This is a genomic window from Haloarcula sediminis, assembly GCF_035656455.1.
GTDB lineage: Archaea > Halobacteriota > Halobacteria > Halobacteriales > Haloarculaceae > Haloarcula > Haloarcula sediminis.
In genome coordinates, this window is sequence record NZ_JAYMGA010000006.1 from 216025 (window position 1) to 236336 (window position 20312).

General features: G+C 69.8%; 18 protein-coding genes and 1 pseudogene. 5 read left to right on the forward strand and 14 right to left on the reverse strand.

The features are described from left to right. Positions 1-138 precede the first annotated feature (138 nt). The 3 genes and pseudogenes from VJ162_RS11955 to cobN all read right to left on the reverse strand — a co-directional run. A pseudogene (locus VJ162_RS11955) lies at positions 139-916 on the reverse strand (cobalt-precorrin-7 (C(5))-methyltransferase); the annotation flags it as partial. Continuing rightward, positions 913-1653 (reverse strand): precorrin-8X methylmutase, encoded by a 741-nt coding sequence (locus tag VJ162_RS11960; RefSeq protein ID WP_324664523.1) that lies wholly within the window; start codon positions 1651-1653, stop codon positions 913-915. The pseudogene VJ162_RS11955 and the gene VJ162_RS11960, both read right to left, overlap by 4 nt. Further along, on the reverse strand, positions 1643-5530 hold the full coding sequence (gene cobN, locus VJ162_RS11965) for a cobaltochelatase subunit CobN (RefSeq protein ID WP_324664525.1): 3888 nt from the start codon (positions 5528-5530) through the stop codon (positions 1643-1645). Before cobN ends, VJ162_RS11960 begins: the two co-directional genes overlap by 11 nt. 35 nt (positions 5531-5565) lie before the next feature. Here cobN and VJ162_RS11970 point away from each other — a divergent pair, with 35 nt between their 5' ends. The 4 genes from VJ162_RS11970 (at position 5566) to VJ162_RS11985 (ending at position 11399) form a co-directional block, all read left to right on the forward strand. After that, on the forward strand, positions 5566-7698 hold the full coding sequence (locus VJ162_RS11970) for a VWA domain-containing protein (protein ID WP_324664526.1): 2133 nt from the start codon (positions 5566-5568) through the stop codon (positions 7696-7698). 86 nt (positions 7699-7784) lie between these two features. Next, a complete protein-coding gene (locus tag VJ162_RS11975; RefSeq protein WP_324664527.1) occupies positions 7785-7973 on the forward strand; it encodes a CbtB domain-containing protein in 189 nt (62 codons plus the stop codon). After that, complete coding sequence (locus tag VJ162_RS11980) at positions 7973-8683, forward strand: CbtA family protein (protein ID WP_324664528.1); 711 nt, start codon at positions 7973-7975, stop codon at positions 8681-8683. Before VJ162_RS11975 ends, VJ162_RS11980 begins: the two co-directional genes overlap by 1 nt. Positions 8684-8930: 247 nt before the next feature. Further along, entirely contained in the window at positions 8931-11399 is a 2469-nt protein-coding gene (locus VJ162_RS11985; RefSeq protein ID WP_324664530.1) for a DUF5059 domain-containing protein, read from the forward strand. A 12-nt stretch (positions 11400-11411) separates the two neighbouring features. Here the strand turns inward: VJ162_RS11985 and VJ162_RS11990 are convergent, their stop codons facing one another. The 7 genes from VJ162_RS11990 to VJ162_RS12020 form a co-directional block, all read right to left on the reverse strand. Continuing rightward, complete coding sequence (locus VJ162_RS11990) at positions 11412-12104, reverse strand: type 1 glutamine amidotransferase (RefSeq protein ID WP_324664531.1); 693 nt, start codon at positions 12102-12104, stop codon at positions 11412-11414. Between the two features lie 135 nt (positions 12105-12239). After that, positions 12240-12611: a DUF3209 family protein gene (locus tag VJ162_RS11995; RefSeq protein ID WP_324664533.1), complete on the reverse strand. Its 372-nt coding sequence runs from the start codon at positions 12609-12611 to the stop codon at positions 12240-12242. Positions 12612-12635: 24 nt separating this feature from the next. Continuing rightward, a complete protein-coding gene (locus VJ162_RS12000; RefSeq protein WP_324664534.1) occupies positions 12636-13859 on the reverse strand; it encodes a CbiX/SirB N-terminal domain-containing protein in 1224 nt (407 codons plus the stop codon). Then, positions 13856-14515 (reverse strand): cobalamin biosynthesis protein, encoded by a 660-nt coding sequence (locus VJ162_RS12005; protein ID WP_324664536.1) that lies wholly within the window; start codon positions 14513-14515, stop codon positions 13856-13858. The genes VJ162_RS12000 and VJ162_RS12005 overlap by 4 nt, the downstream gene beginning before the upstream one ends. Next, a complete protein-coding gene (locus VJ162_RS12010; RefSeq protein ID WP_324664538.1) occupies positions 14512-14772 on the reverse strand; it encodes a ferredoxin in 261 nt (86 codons plus the stop codon). Before VJ162_RS12010 ends, VJ162_RS12005 begins: the two co-directional genes overlap by 4 nt. Positions 14773-14774: 2 nt before the next feature. Beyond that, positions 14775-15743 (reverse strand): precorrin-3B C(17)-methyltransferase, encoded by a 969-nt coding sequence (gene cobJ / locus VJ162_RS12015; protein ID WP_324664540.1) that lies wholly within the window; start codon positions 15741-15743, stop codon positions 14775-14777. 3 nt (positions 15744-15746) lie between these two features. Next, positions 15747-16679 carry a precorrin-3B C(17)-methyltransferase gene (locus VJ162_RS12020; protein WP_324664541.1) on the reverse strand — a complete coding sequence of 311 codons (933 nt, stop codon included), beginning with the start codon at positions 16677-16679 and terminating at the stop codon, positions 15747-15749. Between the two features lie 176 nt (positions 16680-16855). Here VJ162_RS12020 and VJ162_RS12025 point away from each other — a divergent pair, with 176 nt between their 5' ends. Beyond that, on the forward strand, positions 16856-17041 hold the full coding sequence (locus tag VJ162_RS12025) for a hypothetical protein (RefSeq protein WP_324664543.1): 186 nt from the start codon (positions 16856-16858) through the stop codon (positions 17039-17041). On the opposite strand, the gene cbiG is transcribed toward VJ162_RS12025, so the two are convergent. The 4 genes from cbiG to cbiT are packed head-to-tail and all read right to left on the reverse strand — an operon-like array spanning position 17028 to position 20240. Then, the gene (gene cbiG / locus VJ162_RS12030; protein WP_324664546.1) at positions 17028-17999 is read right to left on the reverse strand and encodes a cobalt-precorrin 5A hydrolase; all 972 of its coding nucleotides are present in this window, start codon (positions 17997-17999) and stop codon (positions 17028-17030) included. The two genes, VJ162_RS12025 and cbiG, sit on opposite strands and share 14 nt — an antisense overlap. Then, on the reverse strand, positions 17999-18874 hold the full coding sequence (locus VJ162_RS12035) for a cobalt-precorrin-4/precorrin-4 C(11)-methyltransferase (RefSeq protein ID WP_324664548.1): 876 nt from the start codon (positions 18872-18874) through the stop codon (positions 17999-18001). Before VJ162_RS12035 ends, cbiG begins: the two co-directional genes overlap by 1 nt. Then, entirely contained in the window at positions 18871-19656 is a 786-nt protein-coding gene (locus VJ162_RS12040; protein WP_324664550.1) for a cobalt-factor II C(20)-methyltransferase, read from the reverse strand. Before VJ162_RS12040 ends, VJ162_RS12035 begins: the two co-directional genes overlap by 4 nt. After that, the gene (gene cbiT, locus VJ162_RS12045; RefSeq protein WP_324664553.1) at positions 19653-20240 is read right to left on the reverse strand and encodes a precorrin-6Y C5,15-methyltransferase (decarboxylating) subunit CbiT; all 588 of its coding nucleotides are present in this window, start codon (positions 20238-20240) and stop codon (positions 19653-19655) included. Before cbiT ends, VJ162_RS12040 begins: the two co-directional genes overlap by 4 nt. Positions 20241-20312: the final 72 nt, after the last annotated feature.

Here is a 20312-nt window from a genome sequence, read left to right on the forward strand (position 1 = left end):
ACTACTCTTGGTCTAGACGATGGTGGGGTCCATGAAATAGATTGTGGTGGTAGCGGCCTGCCAGTCCCCCGGGCAATCGCGTCCGGCGCTGGCCGGAGAGTAACGCCGACAGAGCGCGTGACAGAAAGAGCGGGGCCGGTCAGTCGCGTCCGTCGGCGGCCCGGACGGCGAGTACCGACAGGTCGGAGTAGGGCGTGTCGTCACGTCCGTCGCCGCCGGCCGTCGCCGCGAGCGCCTCCAGCGTCGTCCGGGTGACCGATTCGTCGTCGTGGGTCAGCCGTTCGAGGACGAGCGCCGGGAGCGCGGGATCGGCGCCGGCGTCCAGCAGGTCGGCCGCGATGTCGCCCGGCATCCAGTCGAACGGCCGCGGAAGCACGAGCAGGTGCCGCGCGCCGACGTGTTCGCGCAGGCGGGCGAGGTCCGCCTCGACGGGGCCGCTCTTGTGCAGCGTCACGAACTCGGTGTCCTCCATCGGCGTCCGGGCCCGACTCGCCGCCACCTGCAGCGAGGAGATGCCCGGAATCACCCGCACGGGCGATGAGACAGCCCGCTGGACCTTCCCGAGGAACTGATACCCCGAGTGGTTCGGGTCGCCCATCAGCACCGCCGTCCCGCGCTCGCCGTCGGCGACCCGCTCGCCGAAGGCCGCCAGTGTCTCGCCCTCGTCGCGGTAGCCACAGGTCAGCAGGTCGGCCTCGGTCACCTCGCCGACGAACTCGACGACGGTCTCGAAGCCGACGACCACGTCGGCCTCGGCGATGGCACGTCGGCCCCGCTCGGTCAGATACTCGACGTTCCCGGGCCCGACGCCGACGGCGTAGACTGGGTCGGTGGCGTCCGCGGTCGGCGGTTCCGGCGCCGACGCGGCCAGGTCCGCCGGGTCCGGACCCGCGTCGAGGTCGTAGCCGTCGCTCATGAGTCGGCGCCCGCGGCTGTCGCATCGATGTCGACCGTCCCTTCCCGGGCGTCGCTGGCGACGTGGACGAGTTCGTTCGTCAGCCCCGCCGCGAGCCCGCTGCCGCCGCGGCGACCGACGGTCGTGACGGCGGGAACGCCGTACTCGTCGGCGACCTCGCGGACGCGCTCGCGGCTCTCTGCGGCCTTCACGAAGCCGACGGGCGTGGCGACGACGGCGGCGGGCCGGGTCCCGTCCTCGATGCAGTCAGCCAGCGCGAGCGCGGCAGTCGGCGCGTTCCCGACGACCGCGATAGCGCCGTCGTAGACGCCCTGTCTGTCGAGTTCCAGCACCGACGCCGCCGTTCGGGTCATCCCCGTCTCGGCGGCCAGCTCGGCCCCGTTGCCGATGGCTTTCCGGACCGGGCAGTCGTGGCCACGGCCCGTGATGCCGGCTTTGACCATCGTGATGTCGGTGACGATGGGGCGTTCGTCCAGCACGGCGCGGGCGCCGGCTCGGACGACGGCCGACTCGTCGGCTCCCGAGAACCGCACCAGGTGCTGGAACTCCGGGTCCCCGGTCGCGTGGACGGCCTTCTGGCGGATGCGGTCGCCGAGCGTCTCGTCGGGGACGAGTTCGCGCACGCGGTCCATGCTCGTCTCGGCGATGTCCATCGCGTCGCTGGTCGTCGCGCCGAGGTCGGCGTATTCTTCGAACCCCGAGTTTGCAGGGGGCTCGCTGTGCCCGTCAGTCGTCATCGCTGGACACCTCCTGCGGGTCGGCGGCGCCGGCACGCGCCTCCAGGTCGCCGTCGACGGTCAGGTTCACGTCGCGGATGTCGTCCCGCATCTCGTCGCTAGCGTCCCAGAGCCCGCGGTCGATGGCTTCGAGCAGCGTATCTGTGATGCTCTCTAGAGCCCACGGGTTCACGTCCCGCAGCCACTCCTGGCGGTCCTCGTCCAGCGCGTACCGCTCGGCCACGTCCTCCCAGAGCCGGTCGCTGACGACGCCCGTGGTCGCGTCCCAGCCAAGCACCACGTCGACCGTCGTCGAGAGGTCGCCGGCGCCCTTGTAGTCGTGGTCCTCCATCGAGTCGAGCCAGGCGGGGTTGAGCACCCGCGCGCGCATCGCCTTTCGGACCTTCTCCTCGTTCGTGTAGACGTCCACGTTGTCGGGGTCCGAGGAGTCGCCGACGTAGGAGGCGGGTTCGGTGCCCGAAATCTCCGAGACGGCGCTGATGAAGCCGCCGTGGAAGGCATACCAGTCGGAGCTGTCGAACTCGTCCTGTTCGGCGGTGTCCTCGATTTTGACCGTCGCCTCGACGCTGCCTAGACGGCGCTCGAAGGACTCGTGGGCCTCGCTTACCTTCCCGCGGGAGCCCATGGCGTAGCCGCCCCACTGGACGTACACGTCGGCGAGGTCCGAGCGGTCGTCCCAGTTGCCCTCGTCGACGGCCTTGTTCGTCCCCGCGCCGTAGCCGCCGGGCCGGGTGGTGAACACGCGGGCTTTCGCCGCGCTCTCGGCGTCGCCCTTGTCCATGCCGTCGCTCACGAGGTCCTCTGTCTCCGCCTCGACGTGCTTTTTGACGTAGTTCATCTCGTGGGGTTCGTCCAGGTCGACGACGGCGTTGACGGCGTCGTGGACGACGCTCGCCGCGGCGGGGAAGGCGTCACGGAACAGGCCCGAAACCCGGGTCGTCACGTCGATACGGGGCCGGCCGAGTTCGTCGAGCGGAATCGGCTCCACATCCTCGACGCGGCCGGCGTCGCTCCAGACCGGCTCGACGCCCATCAGCGCGAGCACCTGGGCGATGGTCTCGCCCCGGGTGCGGACAGTCGGGGTCCCCCAGACGACGACGCCGATTTCCTCCGGGTAGTCCCCTTCGTCGGTTTCGTGTCGTTCCAGCACGCCCTCGGCGACCTCGCTGCCCACGTCCCAGGCGGTCTTGGCCGGCACCTTCCGCGGGTCCAGCGTGTAGAAGTTCCGGGCCGTCGGCAGCAGGTCGACGCCCCCTCTGGTGGGAGCGCCGGAGCCCCCGGGCGGGACGTACTCGCCGTTGAGTGCGTCGGCCGTGCGGGGGATCTCGTCGGCCGCGCCGGCCACCCGCGGCGCGGCCTCCTCGCAGATGTATGCGAGCGCCTCGCGCAGCCGGTCGTGGGCGCCCGAGGCCGCGCGGGCGTCCCCGAGCGGGTCGATATCCACCACGAGGAGGTTCATGTTCACCTCCGAGCTGCTGTCTTCGAGTTCGCTCTCTGGCACGTCGAAGTCGTACTCGGCGAGCGTCTCCACGAGATCAAGACTGGTCTCGTGGACGCGGTCGGCCGCCTCGGCGTAGGTCATCCCCAGCGCGTCGTCGTACTCGCCGGGCGCGTTGCGGAGCTTGTCGTAGTCGACGCCGAGCACGCCGGCGACGCTCTCCCGGAGCGAGGGCGCGCCGGGGTTCTCCAGCCGGGTGAGCGCGACCAGATAGTCCACCAGCCGGTCGTCGGCCGGCGGCTCGCCCATCGTGTGCAGGCCCTTGCGAATCTGGGTGGTCTTCACGTCCGTGAGATACTCGTGGACGCGCTCGACGAGTTCGTCGATGGCCACCTCGTCGCCGCCGACCTCGCCCTCGGCGAGCGTCGACCCGGCTTCGTCCGGGCCCCGAACGTCGGCTTGCTCGTCTATCTCGCCGGCGATGCCGAGTTCGACGGCGAGGTCCATCTCGTCGACGACTTCACGGATTCGCTCGGCGAGATGCTCGCCGTCGTCGGTCCGGGCGTCCTCCATCCCGGCCTCGCGGTAGCGGTCCGCCAGTTCCTCCAGGTCGGCCAGCTCGTCGTAGGTGCCCGCGTTGGCCATCACCGGCGTCAGGTAGTCGACGATAGCGGCGTAGGACCGCCGTTTGGCCTGTGTCCCCTCGCCGGGGTTGTTGACGATGTAGGGGTAGACGTTCGGGATGTCGTCGATTAGCTGGTCGGGCGCGCTCTCGCCGTCCAGCCCGACGGTCTTGCCGGGCAACCACTCCAGGCTGCCGTGGGTGCCCAGATGGACCACGGCGTCGGCCTCGTAGCTGTTGCGGAGCCAGCGGTAGAAGGCAACGTAGTCGTGGGGCGGCTGGAGGTCCGAGTCGTGGTACACCTTCGAGGGGTCCATGCCGAAGCCGCGCGGGGGCTGGACCGTGACGAGGACGTTGCCGAACTCGACGCCGGGGATGGCGAAGGGCCGCTCGGGCGGGTCACCCCACTCCTCGACGACGTTCTCCCGAAAGCCCGCGTCGAGCGCGTCGAACCACTCGCCGTACTGGCCCGGCGAGACGGTGTCGACGCTCAGCTCGCGGACGTCCTCGGGGGCGACCCAGCGGTCCTCCAGAGTGAGCTGGGCGGTCAGGCGCTCGACCAGCGACTGGCCGCTGTCGGGCATCGTCGGGCCGGTGTCGTACCCCCGTGTGTCCAGTTCTTCCAGCAGATTGACCGTGCTCTCGGGCGAGTCCAGCCCGAAGGCGGTGCCGATGCCGTCGTCGCTGGGCGGGTAGTTGTGGAGGACGACGGCCACCTGTTTGTCCTCGTTTGGCGTGTGTCTGAGTTCGGCCCAGTTGACCGCGAGGCGGGCCGCGTGGTCGACGCGGTCGTCGATGGGGAAGTGCTGTTTGGGGGCGCTCCCGATGTCGGCGGTGTCCTCGGTGCGTTCCTTCCCCGAAATCGGATGCGTGATGACGTTCCCGTCGAACTCCGGCAAAGCGACCGAGAGCGCGAGTTCAAAGCCCATCACGCCGGTGTCGCTGCTGTCGTACCGCGACCGCGAGCGCATCGTCGTCACAGTCTGGATGACCGGGACGCCAAGGCGGTCGAGGAACACGTCCTCGGCGGACTGGCCCTCGTCGTCTGCCTCGCGACCGCGCTCGTCCATCGACAGCGAGAACATGAACGACGAGCAGACGGCGTCCACAGTCCGATTGCCATCCTCGTCGATGAGCCACTCCTCGGTCACCCGCTCGGCGTTCCACTGCCCCTCGGCGTCGGTCGCGGGCTCACAGAAGATAGGGAGGGCGTTGGCCCCCTGGCTCTCGATGGCCCGGACCTGCGCGTCGACGTAGCGGGTGTTCTCGTGTGTCCAGTGGGACTCGTAGAACCACACCGCGACGGTCGGTTTCGCGGGGTCGAACGTCGAACGCAGCTCCTCGTAGCTCGCGCCGGGGTGGTCGGGATGGTAGACGCCCTCGGTCGGGAGCTCGACTGGGTCGTCGAAGGCGGGGTCGGCGTCGCCGTACTCGGCGACGAGATAGCGCAGGCAGTTCGCCACGTTGCTCGCGCCGCCCTTCTCCAGGTAGTCGTAGACGGTCTCGCGGTGGCTGTCCGGGACCGACGTGTCCTCGTAGGCGAAGGCGTCGCCGGTGGCCTTCACCACGAGCGGGACACCCGCCTCGTGCAAGCGCTCGACGGCCCGCTCGTAGCCGGGCATGCTGTCCTCGGCCCCGTGGAGCCAGAGAATCACGGCCGTGGCGTCTTCCAGTTCCTCGACGAACGCCTCGACTGCGGGTTCGTCGTCGAGGTCGCTCTCCGAGCGGACGACGAGGTCGGCGTCGACCTCGCCGGCCGCCCGCTGGACGGCCCCGAGTTCGTTCTCCGTCGCGGTGTAGAGTCCGAGCTGTGGCATAAGGTTATTAAAACTCCGTTGTGGCTAGTACAACTATGGTTGATTTCGCTGCGGACAAAAAGGCTTCGGGCTCGTGGGGGGTGGTCGGCCAGCGCGACCTCAAGGAGGGGCTGCTCGCCGTCGCGGCCGACGACGCTATCGACGGCCTGCTGATTCGCGGCGAGAAAGGCACCGCCAAGTCCACGGCGGTGCGTGCGCTGGCCGATATGCTGCCTACCCAGCGGGCTATCGCCGACTGTCCCTACGGCTGTCCGCCCGACGACCCGAGCGCGCAGTGTTCGGACTGCCGGGAGCGGGCGGACCCGCCCGTCGAGGAGCGGGCCGCGCCGCTGGTGACGCTGCCGCTTGGCGCCACCCGTGACCGCGTCGTCGGGACGCTCTCGGTGGCGGACGCGATGGACGGCGAGGCGGCGTTCGACCCCGGCTTGCTCGCGCGGGCGAACCGCGGGATCCTGTACGTCGACGAGGTGAACCTGCTGGACGACCACCTCGTGGACGTGTTGCTCGACGCCGCGGCGAGCGGCGTCAACCGCGTCGAACGCGACGGCGTCACCGTCTCCCACCCCGCTCAGTTCACGCTCGTCGGCACGATGAACCCCGAGGAGGGCGACCTGCGGCCACAGCTCCGTGACCGCTTTGCCCTCCAGACGGAGGTGACCGCTTGCGAGGACATCGAGGACCGGGTCGCCATCATCGACGGCGCGCTCGACGGGGCCGACGCAGTCGAGCGACAGGCCGAAGAACCGACAGACAACACGACAAAAGAGCGACTCGCCACGGCCCGTGAACTGCTCCCCGAGGTGACGCTGGCCCGGGAGTTCCGCGAGGAGATCGCCGAACTCTGCCGGGACGCCGGGCTCGACGGCCACCGCGGCGACATCGCGACGGCCCGGGCGGCCCGCGTCTTCGCCGCGCTGGACGAGCGGACCACCGTCCTCCAGTCGGACATCGAGCGCGCCGCGGAGTTCGCGCTGCCCCACCGGCTCCAGTCCGAACCCTTCGAGTCGCCGCCGGAACTGGACGACGTACTGGACGACCACTTCGAGGACGGGGAGGGCGACGAGACCGATGAGTCGGATGCGGGGGACGGCGACGCGGAATCGGGCGATGATGCAGACGGGGACGACGAGTCGGCGGGCACCGACGGGGAAAGCGACACCGGCACAGACGAAAGCGGGGAGTCCGAGCCGGGAAGCAGTGACGACGAACGCGAACAGTCGGCCGAGGGGAACGAGGAGAAGCGGGACACCGAAGACGACGAGTCGGGGAGCGGCGGCGGTTCGGCGCCAGAGCCGGCCGAGGCGGGAGACGGTAGCGAAGACGACACCGGTGGGGAGAACGACAGCGGCGAAGCTGAGAGCGGTGACGAGGAGGAGGCGACACCCCTGCTCCCCGGCCAGTCGCGGGCCGGCGTCGGGGACAGCGCGAGCCCGGAGGTCGAGCCGCCGGCGGTCGACGCGGACGGCGGGTCGGCGAGCGGCCGGGCAACGGCCACCGGAACCAGCCGCGGGGCGTCGGTCCGGACCGAGCGAGCGGCCCCCGACGACGACGTGGACGCGGCGGCCTCTGTCAGAGCCGCCGCCCGGCGCGGCGGGGACGGCGTCGCGTCGCGGGACCTCCGCAAGTCCGTGCGGGCCGGCGACGCCGGGACGCTCGTCGTCTTCGCCGTCGACGCCAGCGCGTCGATGCGCCCGGCGATGCGGGCCGCGAAGGGGTGTGTGCTGGAGCTGCTGCGAGACGCCTACCAGGCCCGCGACGAGGTGGCGGTCGTCACGTTCGCCGGCGACGACGCCGACGTGGTGCTCCCGCCGACGGACAGCGTCTCGCTGGCAGCGCGACACCTCAAGGAGCTCCCGACGGGCGACCGGACGCCCCTGCCCGCGGGGCTGACGACCGCTGCCGAGGTGGTGACACAGGCGGCCCCCGACGCCGCCGTCGCCGTCGTCGTCACGGACGGGCGGGCCAACACCGCCGACGGGAGCCCGGTCGGTGAGACCCGCGAGGCGGCGGCGCGCCTCGACGCGGTCGCCGACCGGACCGTGGTCGTCGACGCCGGGGCGGAGGAACGGACCACCCTCACCGGAGCCGTCGCCGAGGCCACCGACGGGACGGTCGTCCCCCTGTCGGCGCTCAGCGCCGAGCGTATCGACGCCGCCGCCGGGGAGTGAACGCCCCGAGCCGGCGGTCCGGCGGCGAATCGGCGTGGGTCGGAAGTTTTACAATCTTACTTGTGCTATATCCAAGTAGAATTTCAATGGAGACCGAGACTGACACCGTCCGTCAACGCGTCGACATCGCCACCAGCACGCTCTCGGGCACTCAGATGGCCCTCGGGCTGGCCCTCGTGGTCGCCCTCGCGTTCACGCTGCTTTTCGTCCAGGACCCGATGGTCCACGACTCGCTGCACAACTTCAGACACGGGGCCGGCATCACCTGCCACTGATGGCCACCGACTACCTCACCCGCGGCGCGCTCTCGGGCGCGGCCGGGGGGCTGGTGTATGGCCTGTTCCAGACGACGGTCGGCAACAGCTTCGTCGCCGGGCTGGAGACGTTCGAGTCGGGACACAGCCACGGCGCCGGTCCGGCCGTCGACGGCGTCACGACGGCGGCGGTCAGCGTCGGCGGCGGCGTCCTCTGGGGCCTGCTGTTCGGCATCGCGGTGTTCGGTGTGGGCTACTACTTCCTCGAACCGGCGCTCCCCGGGTCGGGCCTGACCAAGCGGCTGGCGCTCGCGGCCGCCGGCTTCCTCACCGTCTCGGGCGCGCCGTGGCTCGTCCTCCCGCCCCAACCGCCGGGCGTCAAGCAGGCGCTCCCGACCGAGACGCGCATGCTCTGGTACGGCGGGCTGATGGTGCTGGGCGCGCTCGTGGCGGGCCTGTGCGGGTACACGTACCGACGGACCGCGAACCGCCACCCGGCGGTGACGGCGCTTTCGACCGCGCTCCCGCTTGCGCTGCTTGCCGTCCCGGTCGCGCTCGCGCCGGCAAACCCCGTTACGGGGCCCGTGCCGGCGGCGCTCGCGGCGGCGTACCGGTGGACCGTCGTCTTCAGTCAGCTTGGGCTGTGGGCGACTGTCGCGGCCGTCCACGCCCGGCTGGGCGACCCCGAACTCGTCGCCGACGGGACTGAGTTCCCGGCGACAGCCGACTGAACCGGTCGGGCCGAACTGCCCGAACGACGACACACCGCCGTACAGCCGGGTCGGCTACCACCGGCCTCCGGCGACCCCGATTTTCCAGACCGGTCGCGTCTTCGACGAGAGTCCCCTGTGTAGCGGCGACACCCGATAGCGGCTGCGCCGGGCAGAACCGCTCTCTCCCGAACAGGTCGCTCCATCTAGATTTAGGCCCCCCTAAAATTCGACGGGTTTTTGTTTGATTAGGTGAGCCTAAAACACGATGCGACCAACGAGACGGAAGCTGTTGACGGCGACCGGAGCGGCGCTGACCGGCGCCCTCGCGGGGTGTAGCGGCGGAGACGAGGAGAGTACGGCAACGGGGACCGAAACGCCGACCGGCGGGCAGCCACAGGGCGGCGCCTCGATGAGCGCGTCCGTCGAGACGGCCGTCGCGGCCGAGTGGAACGCGATGCGGGCCCGTATCTGGGACGCCCACGACGCGGGCCTGGCGGGCGCGACCGGCGCCGGCGCGGCCGTCGCCCAGTCGACCTTCGCCCGCTTCGAGAACGCCTCGGGCGAGTACGGGGCCCACGAGATGCTGGAGGCGACGAGCGAGGAGAGCTACGAGGGCTTCGAGGCGGCGCTCGGAGCGCTGCGTACCGAGGGGCTCGAAGCCGGTGACATGGGCCGGGCCGGCGAGGCGGCGACCACGGCGAGCACACAGCTTGCCGAGGCCCAGCGGGCCCTGGTGAGCGAGGCGGCCGCGGAGCTGTTCGAGCTCCAGTTGCTCGGCGCCACGGCACAGAACGCCGGCTTCCTGGCGGCGTCGGGCAACCTCGACGCGGCGGCGACCGTCGCGTCGAACGTCACGGACCGGTTCGAATCGTCGGCGGTTCACGACAGCCTCGAATCGGCCGAGGGCGACGCCTACGAGCGCTTCGAGAGCGCCTTAGAATCCGCCGGCTCGGCCGCCGAAGACGGTGACGCGGCAGCGGTCCAGTCGGCCGCTGAGGACGCCTTCACCGCGGCCATCGACGGCAGCTACGCCCTCGCCGGGAACGAGACGGTCGCTGGGACCGGCCACATGGCCGCGCTGCAGGCCCGGGGCTGGGACGCCGCCGCGGTCGCGTCGATGGGCGGCCCCTCGACCGACTACGCCCACGCGGCCTCGCTGACGATATACCGGGCGCGGGCCTACGACTGCCGCTGGCTCGCCGCCCGCGGCGAGACCGAGCGGGCGGCGACGATGGCCGGCGACATCTTCGCGCACTTCGAGGGCGCGAAAGCGCACGAGGCGCTCGAAGACGCCGACGAAGCGGCGTACGAGACCTTCGAGTCCGGGCTGTCGGAGCTCAGGACCGCCATCGAGAACGGGGACAGCGAGGGGGCCGACAGCGCGGTCGAGACGGTCGATTCGAGCCTCGTGACCGGCATCGAGGCGCTGGCTGGCGGCGACGCCCCGCTGCTGGAGGCCGCGTTCTTCAGAGCCCGCTTCGCCGACGCCTACGAGCTGTACCAGCTCGGCGAGAGCAGCGCCGCCGCGACCGTCGCGGAGTCGCTGTTCCAGCGCTTCGAGCAGAACGAGCTGGACTTCCACGAGACCGTCGAGGACACCAGCGAGCAGCTCTACACCAGCTTCGAGGAGGAGCACCTCAGCGGCCTCATCGACGCCTTCGAGAACACGAACGACAGCGAGGTCGAGACGCACTACGAGGGTGTCAACTCGACGCTGCTCGACTTCGAGACGATGGCCGGGACCACTGCGACCGTCAGCGGGGCCGAGGGGGCCTACATGGCCGCCCGCGGCTTCGACGCCGCCGCCCTCGACGCGCTGGGCGAGGACAGTCGCGCACAGGCCATCGCACAGGACGCGTTCCAGCACTTCGAAGCCGGCGCCGGCGGCTTCCACGAGGCCCTGGAAGACGCCGACGAATCCGTATACGAGTCCTTCGAGACTGAGCTTGGCGCGGTCGGTACCGCGGCCGGCAACGGCGACGACGTGTACCCCGCCGCAAAATCGTTCAATGCCGAGGCGCTGTCGGCCATCTACGCCGTCGTCGAGAGCGGCGGTGGCTCCGGCGGCGACGCCGCGACGGGCGTGGTGCAGGACGTCTTCGCTCACTTCGAGGCGGCTCGCGTCCACGAGCGCATCGAGGAGGCCGACCACAACGCCTACGAGACCTTCGAGGGCGGGCTCGACGCCTACATCGCCGCGCTGGAGGACGGGGGCGACGTCGAAGCGGCCGCGGCCACGTTCGCCGACGGCGCCCAGTACGCGGGGTTCGCGCTCGTCGACAGCGTCGAGAAGGTGCCGCTGGACCTCGATCTGGCAGGGGGCGCTGGCGGCTCCTCGGGCGGCGAGAGCGACGGCGAGTCCGACCTGTCGGGCGGCCCGAACGTCGCCGAGGGGAGTCCGAGCGACGCCGATCACGTCGTCGACATGAACGCGGTCGCCTTCGAGCCCGCCGACCTCACCGTCTCGCAGGGCGACACTGTCGCCTGGGTCCACAGCGCCGGCGAGCCCCACTCGGTGACCGCCTACGGCGAGGAGATACCGGACGGGGCGACCTACTGGGCGTCGGGCGACTTCGATTCCGAGGACGCCGCCCGGAGCGGCTGGGAGAACGGCGAGGGCGCGGTGGGGTCCGGCCAGTACTACACGCACACCTTCGAGACGACCGGCACGCACCAGTACGTCTGTATCCCCCACGAGGCCGCGGGGATGGAAGGCAGCGTCACGGTCGAGTAGCCGAGGAGACGGTCAGGTCGCACCCGTTCGGCTTCGCCGGACCTCCTCGACGAACGCCAGGAAGTTGTCGAACAGCTGTTTGGCCTCGCAGGCGACCTCGTAGTTGTCGACGGTGATGTCCGCCAGGACGGCCTCGATGCGCTGGTCGGGGAGCTCGTCTTTCCCGCGCGTGACCGACCGGGCGGTCGCCATGTCGTACTCGGGGTGGAACTGCACCGCGAAGACGCGGTCCTTGCGGAAGCCGTGGATGCCGTAGTCGTTCCTGGCGAAGACGGTCGCCCCGGGCGGCGCCTCGACGACGTGGTCGGAGTGGGTCGTGAAGACGGTCAGCCGGTCGTCAAGGCCGTCCAGCAGCCTGTTGTCCCCGTCCTGTTCGACGGTACGGTAGCCGATCTCGTACTCGCCCATGCTCCTGACGCGCCCGCCCAAGACGTCGGCGAGCAGCTGGTGGCCATAACAGACCCCCAGCGCCGGCAGCCCCGCCTCGACGGCGTCGCCCACCCAGGTCTTCAGCCGGCCGATCCACTCCCGGTCCCAGTACACCGACGCCCACGAGCCGGTCACGACGAAGCCGTCGTACCGGAAATCGGGCGGAACCTCGCCGGACGGGCAGTGGAATACGTCCAGGTCGGCGTCGAGTTCGCGGCGGAAGTTCTCCCGTGTCTCGTCGGCCGCCTGGGCCGCGTTCAGGAGCGCGAGACGCATGTGACATCCTTCCGGCCACCGGCTGAATACCCCACCAGTCGTGTCAAAAATTGCCACGCCGGGCGGCCGCGCAGGTCGGCCCGGCGCCTCCCGTGTCAGTACAGCCGGCCACAGTAGCCGCGCCCGGTCAGCGTGTCACTCCTCGACCGGGAACGCCTCGTGGAGCACGTCGTGGGCCTCGCCCAGACCCGAAAGCACGTCCTCGCCCTGGGCGGTGATGCGGCTCACGGCCCGCTCGGCGTCCCGGACGGCGACGAGTCGGCCCCGCATATAGTCGTACTCGTCCGTGTCCTCGTCGGTGCGGGCGATCTCCTCTTCGAGGTCGACGAGGGCGGCGTCGAGGTGGCGCTCGATGGCCGAAAGCGTCTCCGCGTTCGCAAGCGCCTCGATGGGGCCGGTCAGGTGGCCCTCCAGCTCGGCTTCCGCGTGCTGGCGCGCGTGGTCGTCTTCGGTACCGAGAACGTTCATGAGGCCCAGTCGGAGGGCCTCGATTTCGTAGCAGCTCATGTGTGTCAGTGTTCGTCGTCGTACTTACAGCGTCTGGTCGACCAGTTCGCTCACGATGCGGTCGCGGTCGAGATGGTCGGCGACGATGTCGTCGGCGTCATCCTCGCCGACGCCGCCGTACCAGACGCCGTCGGGGTAGACCGCGACCATCGGTCCCTCGCCACAGCGGCCCAGACAGGACGAACGCGTGATGCGGGCGTCGCAGTGGTCGCTGTCGCGGACGGCCTGTCGCAGTCGTTCGAGGACCGCCGGCGCGCCGTCGGCGGCACACGTCTGGTTGGTACAGACCGCGACGTGTTTCTCGGGCGCGTCGTGGACGTGCGGGTCGTCGTCGACGTCCTCGCGGTCCTCGTGTTCGGCCTGGTGGGTCAGCGCCCGGAGCATCGCGCGGGCGCCGCCGGTGTCGTCCTCGTAGCCGTCGAGTTCGACCTTGTACTTGCAGGTGTCACAGGACATCTCGACGCTGCCGGTTCGGGCCTCCTGCCAGCGGTCCCCAAGCACGTCGAGCAGCCGCGGATCGGTCCCGAGGGGCTCGCCGAAGCCGGCGTCGACGTAGGGGTATTCGTCGTCGAATTCTCGGGCACCGTCCTTGATGCGCCCCGTCAGCACGCCGTCGCCGAGCATGTACGGCAGGACCACGACGGCGTCGGGGCGTGTCTTGGCCACGTCGTGGAGCGTGTCATCGAGCAGCGGCTCGGTGACGCCGATGAAGGACGCGTCGACGCGGCTGAACTCCCGGCCCTCGTACAGCAGCCGGGCGAGCTTGTGAACGTCGGCGTTGGCGTCGGGGTCCGACGAGCCCCGCGCACAGAGGACGACCGCCACGTCGTCCTCGGTTCGGTCGACGCCCAGCTCGGCCTCGACGGCGGCCGCGCGGTCGTCCAGCAAGTCCAGAATCGCCGGGTGGACACCCAGGTGCGCGCCGTTGTTGATGGTGAGCTCCGGGTGCCGTTCCCGGGCCTGTGTCACCGCCAGCGGCACGTCGTTTTTGACGTGACTCGCGGCAAAGAGCGAGAGGTGGACGACCGACACCTGCGAGACGGTCGCCGCCAGCCCCGAGATGGCCTCGTCGATGGCCGGCTCGGCGAGTTCGAGGAAGGCGGCGTCGACCGGGATGCCGAGCCGGCCTTCGAGCTGGGCGGCCAGCTCGCGGACCTGCTCGTTTGACTTCTCGCGGCGGGAGCCATGTCCCGCAAGCAGGATGGCCTCGTCGTCCAGCCCCTCCGGGGCGGTGGTGGCTTCGCTCATCGGATACGCTCCAGGCTCTTGCGGAGCTTCCGGCGCCTGCTCGGCGCGAACAGCCCCGTCGATTCGCTCCCCTCGTAGAGCCACTCGCCGACGGCGGGGACGGCGTCGTCCTCGACGCCGAACCAGTAGCCAGAGGACGCCTCGCTTGGCTCGTCGTAGGGCGCAGCCACCGGGACGTCGTCGAGCAGCGACTGTATCGTCCGGAGGAGCGCCCGGCTCTCGTGGACGAAAGAGAGCCCGACGGCGTCGTCGTCCGACTTGAAACAGACGGTGCCACAGCCCTCGACGAGTCCGCGAAGCAGCTGCCGGTCGTAGTCCGAAAGCGGGTCGAGCCGGTAGCCGCCGGATTCGCCCTCGAAGGGCAGGCCGAGCGCGCCGCTGGCCCGCTCGCCCAGCGGCCCGACGACCTGGACCGTGAACTCCTCCTCCCGGCGGGTAATCGAGGTGTCGTGGGCGTAGGGACGCTTGACGATGCGCTGGTCGGTCCGCTCGGCGCCGGCGATGGTCGCCAGCCGCCGGGCCGCCGTCTCGTCTCCCGTGCGGACCGTGACACAGTTCTCCCCGCAGTCGCCGTCGCCCGCCACGCGCCCCCAGAAGTACGCCGTCTCCGGGTGGGCCGCCAGCATGTCGCCGGGCGGGCCGGTCTCGATGCTCATCGATTGGCCTCCCCCAGCGGCTGGCTCCGCGGCGCGTCGGCTTCGGCGTCCTCGACGGTGATGGCGTCTAGCGGACACGCGGCGGCCGCCTGCTCGGCGTCCGCCCGTCGGTCGTCGTCGAAGGTCCCGGCGATGGCGTGGGCGTCGTCGACCTCGATGGCCGCCAGCCCCTCACTGTCCTCGACGAAGCGGTCGTCCCGGACCAGACAGGCGAAGACGCCGTCGCAGGCCTCGCGGTCGATACTGATTGTATACATTGTCAGTAATCGTATTTCGTCTCGTAGCCCCGGGGCGTGACCATCCGGTCGTCCCAGACGTAGGTGTCCTCGTTGCCGACCAACAGCGTGGTCGTCATGTCCACGAGGTCGGTCTCGCCCAGCTCGGGGAGCTCTCCAAGCTCGACGATCTCGACCTGTTCGTCCTCGCGGCCGGCGGCGTGGACGACGCCGACGGGGGTCTCGGGGTCCCGGTGTTCGAGCAGTATCTCACAGCACTTCTGGTAGTTCTCGCGGCGCTTGCGGCTCCAGGGGTTGTAGATACTGATGGTAAAGCCCTCCTTGGCGGTCGCGTGGAGCCGGGACTCGATGGTCGGCATGTCCGTGAGGTGGTCCGAAAGCGAGATGGAGACGGTGTCGTTGACCAGCGGCGCGCCGACGCGTGCGGCACAGGACTGGGCCGCGGGGACGCCGGGCACCACGTCGAAATCGAGCATCGACGCCGTCGCGCCCTTCGACTCGATGATTTCGAGTGCGAGCCCGGCCAACGCGTAGACGTTCGGGTCGCCGCTACCGATGATGGCCACGTCGTTGCCGGCGAGCGCGCGGTCGATGGCCTCCTCCGTCCGAGAGACCTCGCCACACATCGGCGTGTTGTAGATGTCCTCGGCCCCCTCGGTGACCTCGTCGGGGAGCAGTTCAACGTAGGTTGTATAACCGACGATGTGTTCGGCCTCAAGCAGCGCCGAGCGGGCCTTCGCGGTCATCCCCTCCGGCTGGCCCGGGCCGAGCCCGACGGCGACGAGCCGGCCGGGGTCGGCCTCGAAGTCGTCGACCGTTGCGCCGACTTCCTCCTCGTCGCTGGAGGCTCCACAGGAGCTACTGGACGAGGAGTCGGAACTGCTTGCACCGCACTTCGAGCTGGTTTCGGCGGTCGCGTCCGCGTCGGTAGTCGTCTCGTCGGTCGATGCGCCGCATTTCGATTCGGTGGACTCGGTGTTGTCGGTACTCATGGTTCAGAAATCCTCCACGTCACGCCCGCCCCGCGGGGTGACGAGGAACTCGCGGTAGTCGTTCGCCCAGACCTCGGTCTCGTGGGTGCCGACGACGATGGACGAGCCCATCCCGCCGACCTCCTCGCTGTGTTCGGGCAGTTCGCCCAGCGTGGTGATGGTCTCGACCTCGTCGTCGAGATTCCGGCCGGCGCTGCCGCGGCCCGAATCGTTGACAATGGCCGCCGGCACGTCGTCGGCCCGCTCCTCGCGGAGGACCTCGACGGCCCGCTCGTAGTCGCGCCAGCAGTTGTACAGCACGACGACGAAGCCGCTGATGGCCGCCGCCCGGAGCTTCTCGGCTATCTCGTCCCAGCCGCGCCACTTGTCCGACAGCGAAATCGTACAGAAGTCGTTCGACAGCGGCGCGCCGAGATTGGCCGCGCCCGACAGGGCCGCGGTCACGCCCGGAACGATTTCGATGGGGACGTCGTCGGCCCCGTCCGCCTCGGCCATCTTGAACAGCAGGTCGGACTTCCCGTAGACGTTCGGGTCGCCGCCGGAGACGTGGGCCACGTCCTCGCCCGCTCGGACCCGCTCGAAGGCCGCCCGCGCGAGTTCGACCTGCTTGCCCATCGAGGAGCGGATGAGCGTCTGGCGGCTGCCGTCGGGACGCTCCAGGACGGTGCCTTCCTCGTCGGCCACCTCGCTGTCGTCCGAGACATCGTCCAGAGCGGCCGATTCAGCGGGAAGGGTCCCATCCTTCCGGAGGAACTCCTGATAGAGGTTCGAGGCGACGACCGTATCCGCGGTCCGGATGACGTCGCTCGCCCGCTGGGTCATGTGATGGGGGAGCCCGGGACCGATGCCGACGACGTAGAGGGTGCCGTAGTCGTCGGGCCGCTCCGTCGTCCCGTCGGCCGCTGACTCGGCGACACTGCCGTGGTCGCTACTCATCGGCTACCGCCACCGCTCCGACAGTCGTACTGTGGGACATGGCGAATACAACGTAGCTTTCGCATAAAACAATTTTGTTTGTTTTACTGCAACCAGGCTTTTCTCACGTCGCCGATGGTGTCTGCCCCGTGCCCGGCGTGGGGAACTGATTTCCGCCCGTGACGGGTGGGTGGCGCATGGAAATCGTCGTCGAGGACCCACAGCGAACCGGCGGAATCACGACCTACCACCCGGCACGGTACGGCTACGACGAGTCCACGGGGATGTGGTCGCTCCGGCTCGATAACGGGGTCGAACGCCTGATACCCAGGGAGCGAATCGTCTACATCGAGGACGACTCGGACGGCCTCAGCGACCGATAGCGACCGTCACGGCCTCGTCGTAGCGGGTCTTCTCGGCCAGCAGGTCGTGGTCGCGGCCGCCGGCGATGGCGCTCGCTTCGGCGATGCCCGGCCACCCGATGAGTTCCTTCGACCGCGATGGGGTCGGGCCCTCGAAGGGCTCCAGGTCCTCCTTCTCGAAGGCGACGACGCCCAGCCCCCACGCCTCGGCGGCGGCGAGCATCCCCTCTTCGTCGGCCTTTCGGGTGCCGGTGGCGACGAACTCCACGTCCTCGCGGGCGAGTCCGGCTTCTTCGAGCGCGGCGTCCCAGGCGGCGTGGAACTGCTCGACGTCGGCGCCGGCGACAGAGCCACAGCCCAGCACGACGCCGTCGTCGCCGTTGCGCTTGAGGACGCTCACGTCGTCGTCCACGAGGACCGCTTTCGGGCCGTCGAGGCGCTCGACGGGGCCGAGTTCGTCGTCCAGCACGGCGAGGTTCGTCGCCACCGTCGAATCGCCGTTGACGACGTGGGCGTCCAGTGCCTTCGCCTGCTTTTCGACGCCCTGCTTGCCCGCCGCTTCGCTGGCGGTGGTCATCGCCGGCACCGCGCCCATGCTCGCGAGGTCGTCGGCGACCTGGTTCGCGCCGTGGTGGCCCCCGGTGATGGGGATGGCCCAGGTGAGTTCCTCGTCGACGACACAGATGGCGGGGTCGTCCCACTTGTCGTCGAGCAGGTGGGCCGTCTTGCGCATGGCGATGCCGCTGGCCATCAGGCCGATGAAACAGTCGTACTCGCCCCAGTGCTCGTCGAAGACGCTCCCGTGGTACTCCAGCACGTCGATGGACTCGTAGCGGTCGCCGATGCCGTCGACGATGTCCTCGGCGGTGTCCATCTTGCGCTCGAAGGCGATGATGGCGATGTCCTCCGCGACCTCCCCGTCGGAGTCGGGCGCTTTGCAGCTGTTCGAACCGGAATCGGTGTCGCTGTCAGTGCTCATTAATCATCAGCCTCCTGTGAGTCCCCGCTTCCCCCGCTCGCCCACTCGCCATACAGGAACGAGCGCTCGTAGTCCTCGCCGCCGACGGCGTCGCCGATGATGACCATGGCCGAGGCGCGATACCCCGCCTCCTCGACTTTCGCCCCGATGGTCTCGATGGTCCCCTCGATGACCTCCTCGTCGGGCCAGGAGGCGTGATACACCGCCGCGACGGGCGTCTCGGGGTCGTGGCCGTCCTCCAGCAGTCGCTCCATCGTCTCGCTGACGGCGTGGGTCCCGAGGTAGATACACGTCGTCACGTCGCCCATCCCGACGAACTCTGAGATGTGGTCTTCCTCCTCGGTCAGGGTCTTGCCCTGGGGCCGGGTGAAGGCGACGTGGTTGGCGACCTCGTTCAGCGTCAGCTGGGTCCGCATGGTCGCACTCGCCGCGAACGCCGACGTGACGCCGGGGACGATGTAGGTGGGGACGCCCTCGTGTTCTAAAGCGTCCATCTGCTCTAAGGCGGCGCCATAAATCGCGGGGTCGCCGCTGTGGAGCCGGACAACGGTGTCGCCGTCCTCGTAGGCGTCCCGCATCAGCGGAATCAGCTCTTCGAGGTCCTTCCCGATGGAGGAGACGGTCTCGGCGTCGGCGCAGTATTCGTCCAGCAGTTCGCTGTTGACCAGCGAGCCGGCATGCACGACGAGGTCGGCGTCGGCCAGCAGGTCACGGCCCGCGACCGTCAGGAGCCGGGGGTCGCCCGGGCCGGCACCGACGAAGGGAATCCCCTCCTGCTCGTCGCCGGCGCTGTGGTCGTACACCCGGTCGTCGCGGTCGGTCGCGACGGCGTCGATGGCGTCCTGCGGGTCGGTCTCCGCGTGGTCGTCGGTCATTGTCGCACCTCGTCGCCGCCGAGGGCGGCCTCGGAGCGCTCCTGTCGGGCGATACTCGCCTCACCGCCGTCGGAAATCACGCCGGCCTCGTCGACCCCTTCGAGGAATGCGTCGGTGGCCTGCTCGACCCGAGCGTCGGGCTTTTCGGCGTAGGCCAGCGTGTAGTAGTCCCGCTCGTCGATCTCGGTGGGGTCGTCGGTCACGACGGTCTCGCCCTGCTCCATGAACAGCCGTCGGCCATAGGTCACGTCGTAGCCCGCCTCGACCAGTCCCGCGTGGGTCGCGGGCGCGTCGGTCACCTTGAACAGAATCATCCGGTCGGGCCCCGTCGGCGAGACGCCGCCGTCGGCCTCCCGCAGCGCCAGGCTCGACCCCGCAGTTATCTCGACGCCCAGCGCCGTCGCGAAGGCGGTGACCGCGCTCACGCCGGGGACGACCTCCAGATCGACGTTCGGGTGAAAGGCCGCAAGCGTCCGCCGGAGGTGGCCAAACGTCGAGTAGACGTTCGGGTCCCCCAGCGTGACGAAGGCGGCGTCGCCCTCGCGGGCTTGCGGGGCAATCTCGGCCGCGGCCGCTTTCCAGGCCGAGCGGAGCTTCTCCTCGTCCCGTGTCATCGGGAAGTCGAGGTCGCCGATGCGCTCCTCCGGGACGTGTTTGGTCGCGACCGTCCGGGAGAGCCGGCCGGGCGAGTAGACCACGTCGGCGTTCTCCAGAGCGCGCTTGCCCCGCACCGTCACGAGGTCGGCCTGGCCGGGGCCGAGGCCGACGCCGTACAGCGTCATCGCTGGCCTCCGTCAGCCGGGTCCCCGCCGTCTGTCGCTACCTCGCTTGCGCTCCCGACGAGCATGTAGACGGGGTTCTCCGAATCGAAACTCGTCGCCCCGGCCAGCTCGTAGCCGTGGCTCACCTGGAACTGGAGGACCTCCTCCAGCAGGTCACGCTCGCGGAAGGCCTCGGTGGCCGCGCCGGCGACCTCCAGCCGGGAGACGTTCATCACCACGCGGTCGATACCGGTCTCGGCGGCGTGGTCGAGGACGGCCTCGTAGTTGCGGCTGCCGCCCAGGAAGAGCGCGTCGGCGTCGTCGGGGAGGCCCTCGGGCGCTTCGGCCTCGCGGAGCGTGACATCGGCGTCAGTGTCGTTTGCGGCCAGGTTCTTCTCCGTCACTTCGAGTCGCTCCGGCTTGCGTTCGAGCGAGGTGACTTTGCCCGCGCGGCGGGCCGCCTCGACGGTGACGGCGCCGGTACAGGAGCCGACCTCGACGAAGTGGTCGGACGGCCCGAGCGCGAGTTTGCTCGCGAGGACCGCCCGCACCTCCGGCTTCGTCGGCCCGGCCTTCGCGTCGTGGGGCAACGAGACGTGTGCCATGCGCAGTACCAACTCGCGTGGGGCATAAAACAATTGTGCTTGTACTACTCCAATCTGTATTGTCTTCCTGGC

What these genes read in the sequence shown, in the direction of transcription:
- VJ162_RS11980 (WP_324664528.1), top strand. Translation starts at nt 7,973, where the DNA reads ATGGCCACCGACTACCTCACCCGCGGCGCGCTCTCGGGCGCGGCCGGG.
- VJ162_RS12035 (WP_324664548.1), bottom strand. Translation starts at nt 18,874, where the DNA reads ATGACCGACGACCACGCGGAGACCGACCCGCAGGACGCCATCGACGCC.
- VJ162_RS12020 (WP_324664541.1), bottom strand. Translation starts at nt 16,679, where the DNA reads ATGAGTAGCGACCACGGCAGTGTCGCCGAGTCAGCGGCCGACGGGACG.
- VJ162_RS11995 (WP_324664533.1), bottom strand. Translation starts at nt 12,611, where the DNA reads ATGAGCTGCTACGAAATCGAGGCCCTCCGACTGGGCCTCATGAACGTT.
- VJ162_RS11960 (WP_324664523.1), bottom strand. Translation starts at nt 1,653, where the DNA reads ATGACGACTGACGGGCACAGCGAGCCCCCTGCAAACTCGGGGTTCGAA.
- cbiG (WP_324664546.1), bottom strand. Translation starts at nt 17,999, where the DNA reads ATGAGCACTGACAGCGACACCGATTCCGGTTCGAACAGCTGCAAAGCG.
- VJ162_RS12025 (WP_324664543.1), top strand. Translation starts at nt 16,856, where the DNA reads ATGGAAATCGTCGTCGAGGACCCACAGCGAACCGGCGGAATCACGACC.
- VJ162_RS11985 (WP_324664530.1), top strand. Translation starts at nt 8,931, where the DNA reads ATGCGACCAACGAGACGGAAGCTGTTGACGGCGACCGGAGCGGCGCTG.
- VJ162_RS12000 (WP_324664534.1), bottom strand. Translation starts at nt 13,859, where the DNA reads ATGAGCGAAGCCACCACCGCCCCGGAGGGGCTGGACGACGAGGCCATC.
- VJ162_RS11970 (WP_324664526.1), top strand. Translation starts at nt 5,566, where the DNA reads ATGGTTGATTTCGCTGCGGACAAAAAGGCTTCGGGCTCGTGGGGGGTG.
- cobJ (WP_324664540.1), bottom strand. Translation starts at nt 15,743, where the DNA reads ATGAGTACCGACAACACCGAGTCCACCGAATCGAAATGCGGCGCATCG.
- VJ162_RS12005 (WP_324664536.1), bottom strand. Translation starts at nt 14,515, where the DNA reads ATGAGCATCGAGACCGGCCCGCCCGGCGACATGCTGGCGGCCCACCCG.
- VJ162_RS12010 (WP_324664538.1), bottom strand. Translation starts at nt 14,772, where the DNA reads ATGTATACAATCAGTATCGACCGCGAGGCCTGCGACGGCGTCTTCGCC.
- cbiT (WP_324664553.1), bottom strand. Translation starts at nt 20,240, where the DNA reads ATGGCACACGTCTCGTTGCCCCACGACGCGAAGGCCGGGCCGACGAAG.
- VJ162_RS11975 (WP_324664527.1), top strand. Translation starts at nt 7,785, where the DNA reads ATGGAGACCGAGACTGACACCGTCCGTCAACGCGTCGACATCGCCACC.
- VJ162_RS11990 (WP_324664531.1), bottom strand. Translation starts at nt 12,104, where the DNA reads ATGCGTCTCGCGCTCCTGAACGCGGCCCAGGCGGCCGACGAGACACGG.
- cobN (WP_324664525.1), bottom strand. Translation starts at nt 5,530, where the DNA reads ATGCCACAGCTCGGACTCTACACCGCGACGGAGAACGAACTCGGGGCC.
- VJ162_RS12040 (WP_324664550.1), bottom strand. Translation starts at nt 19,656, where the DNA reads ATGACGCTGTACGGCGTCGGCCTCGGCCCCGGCCAGGCCGACCTCGTG.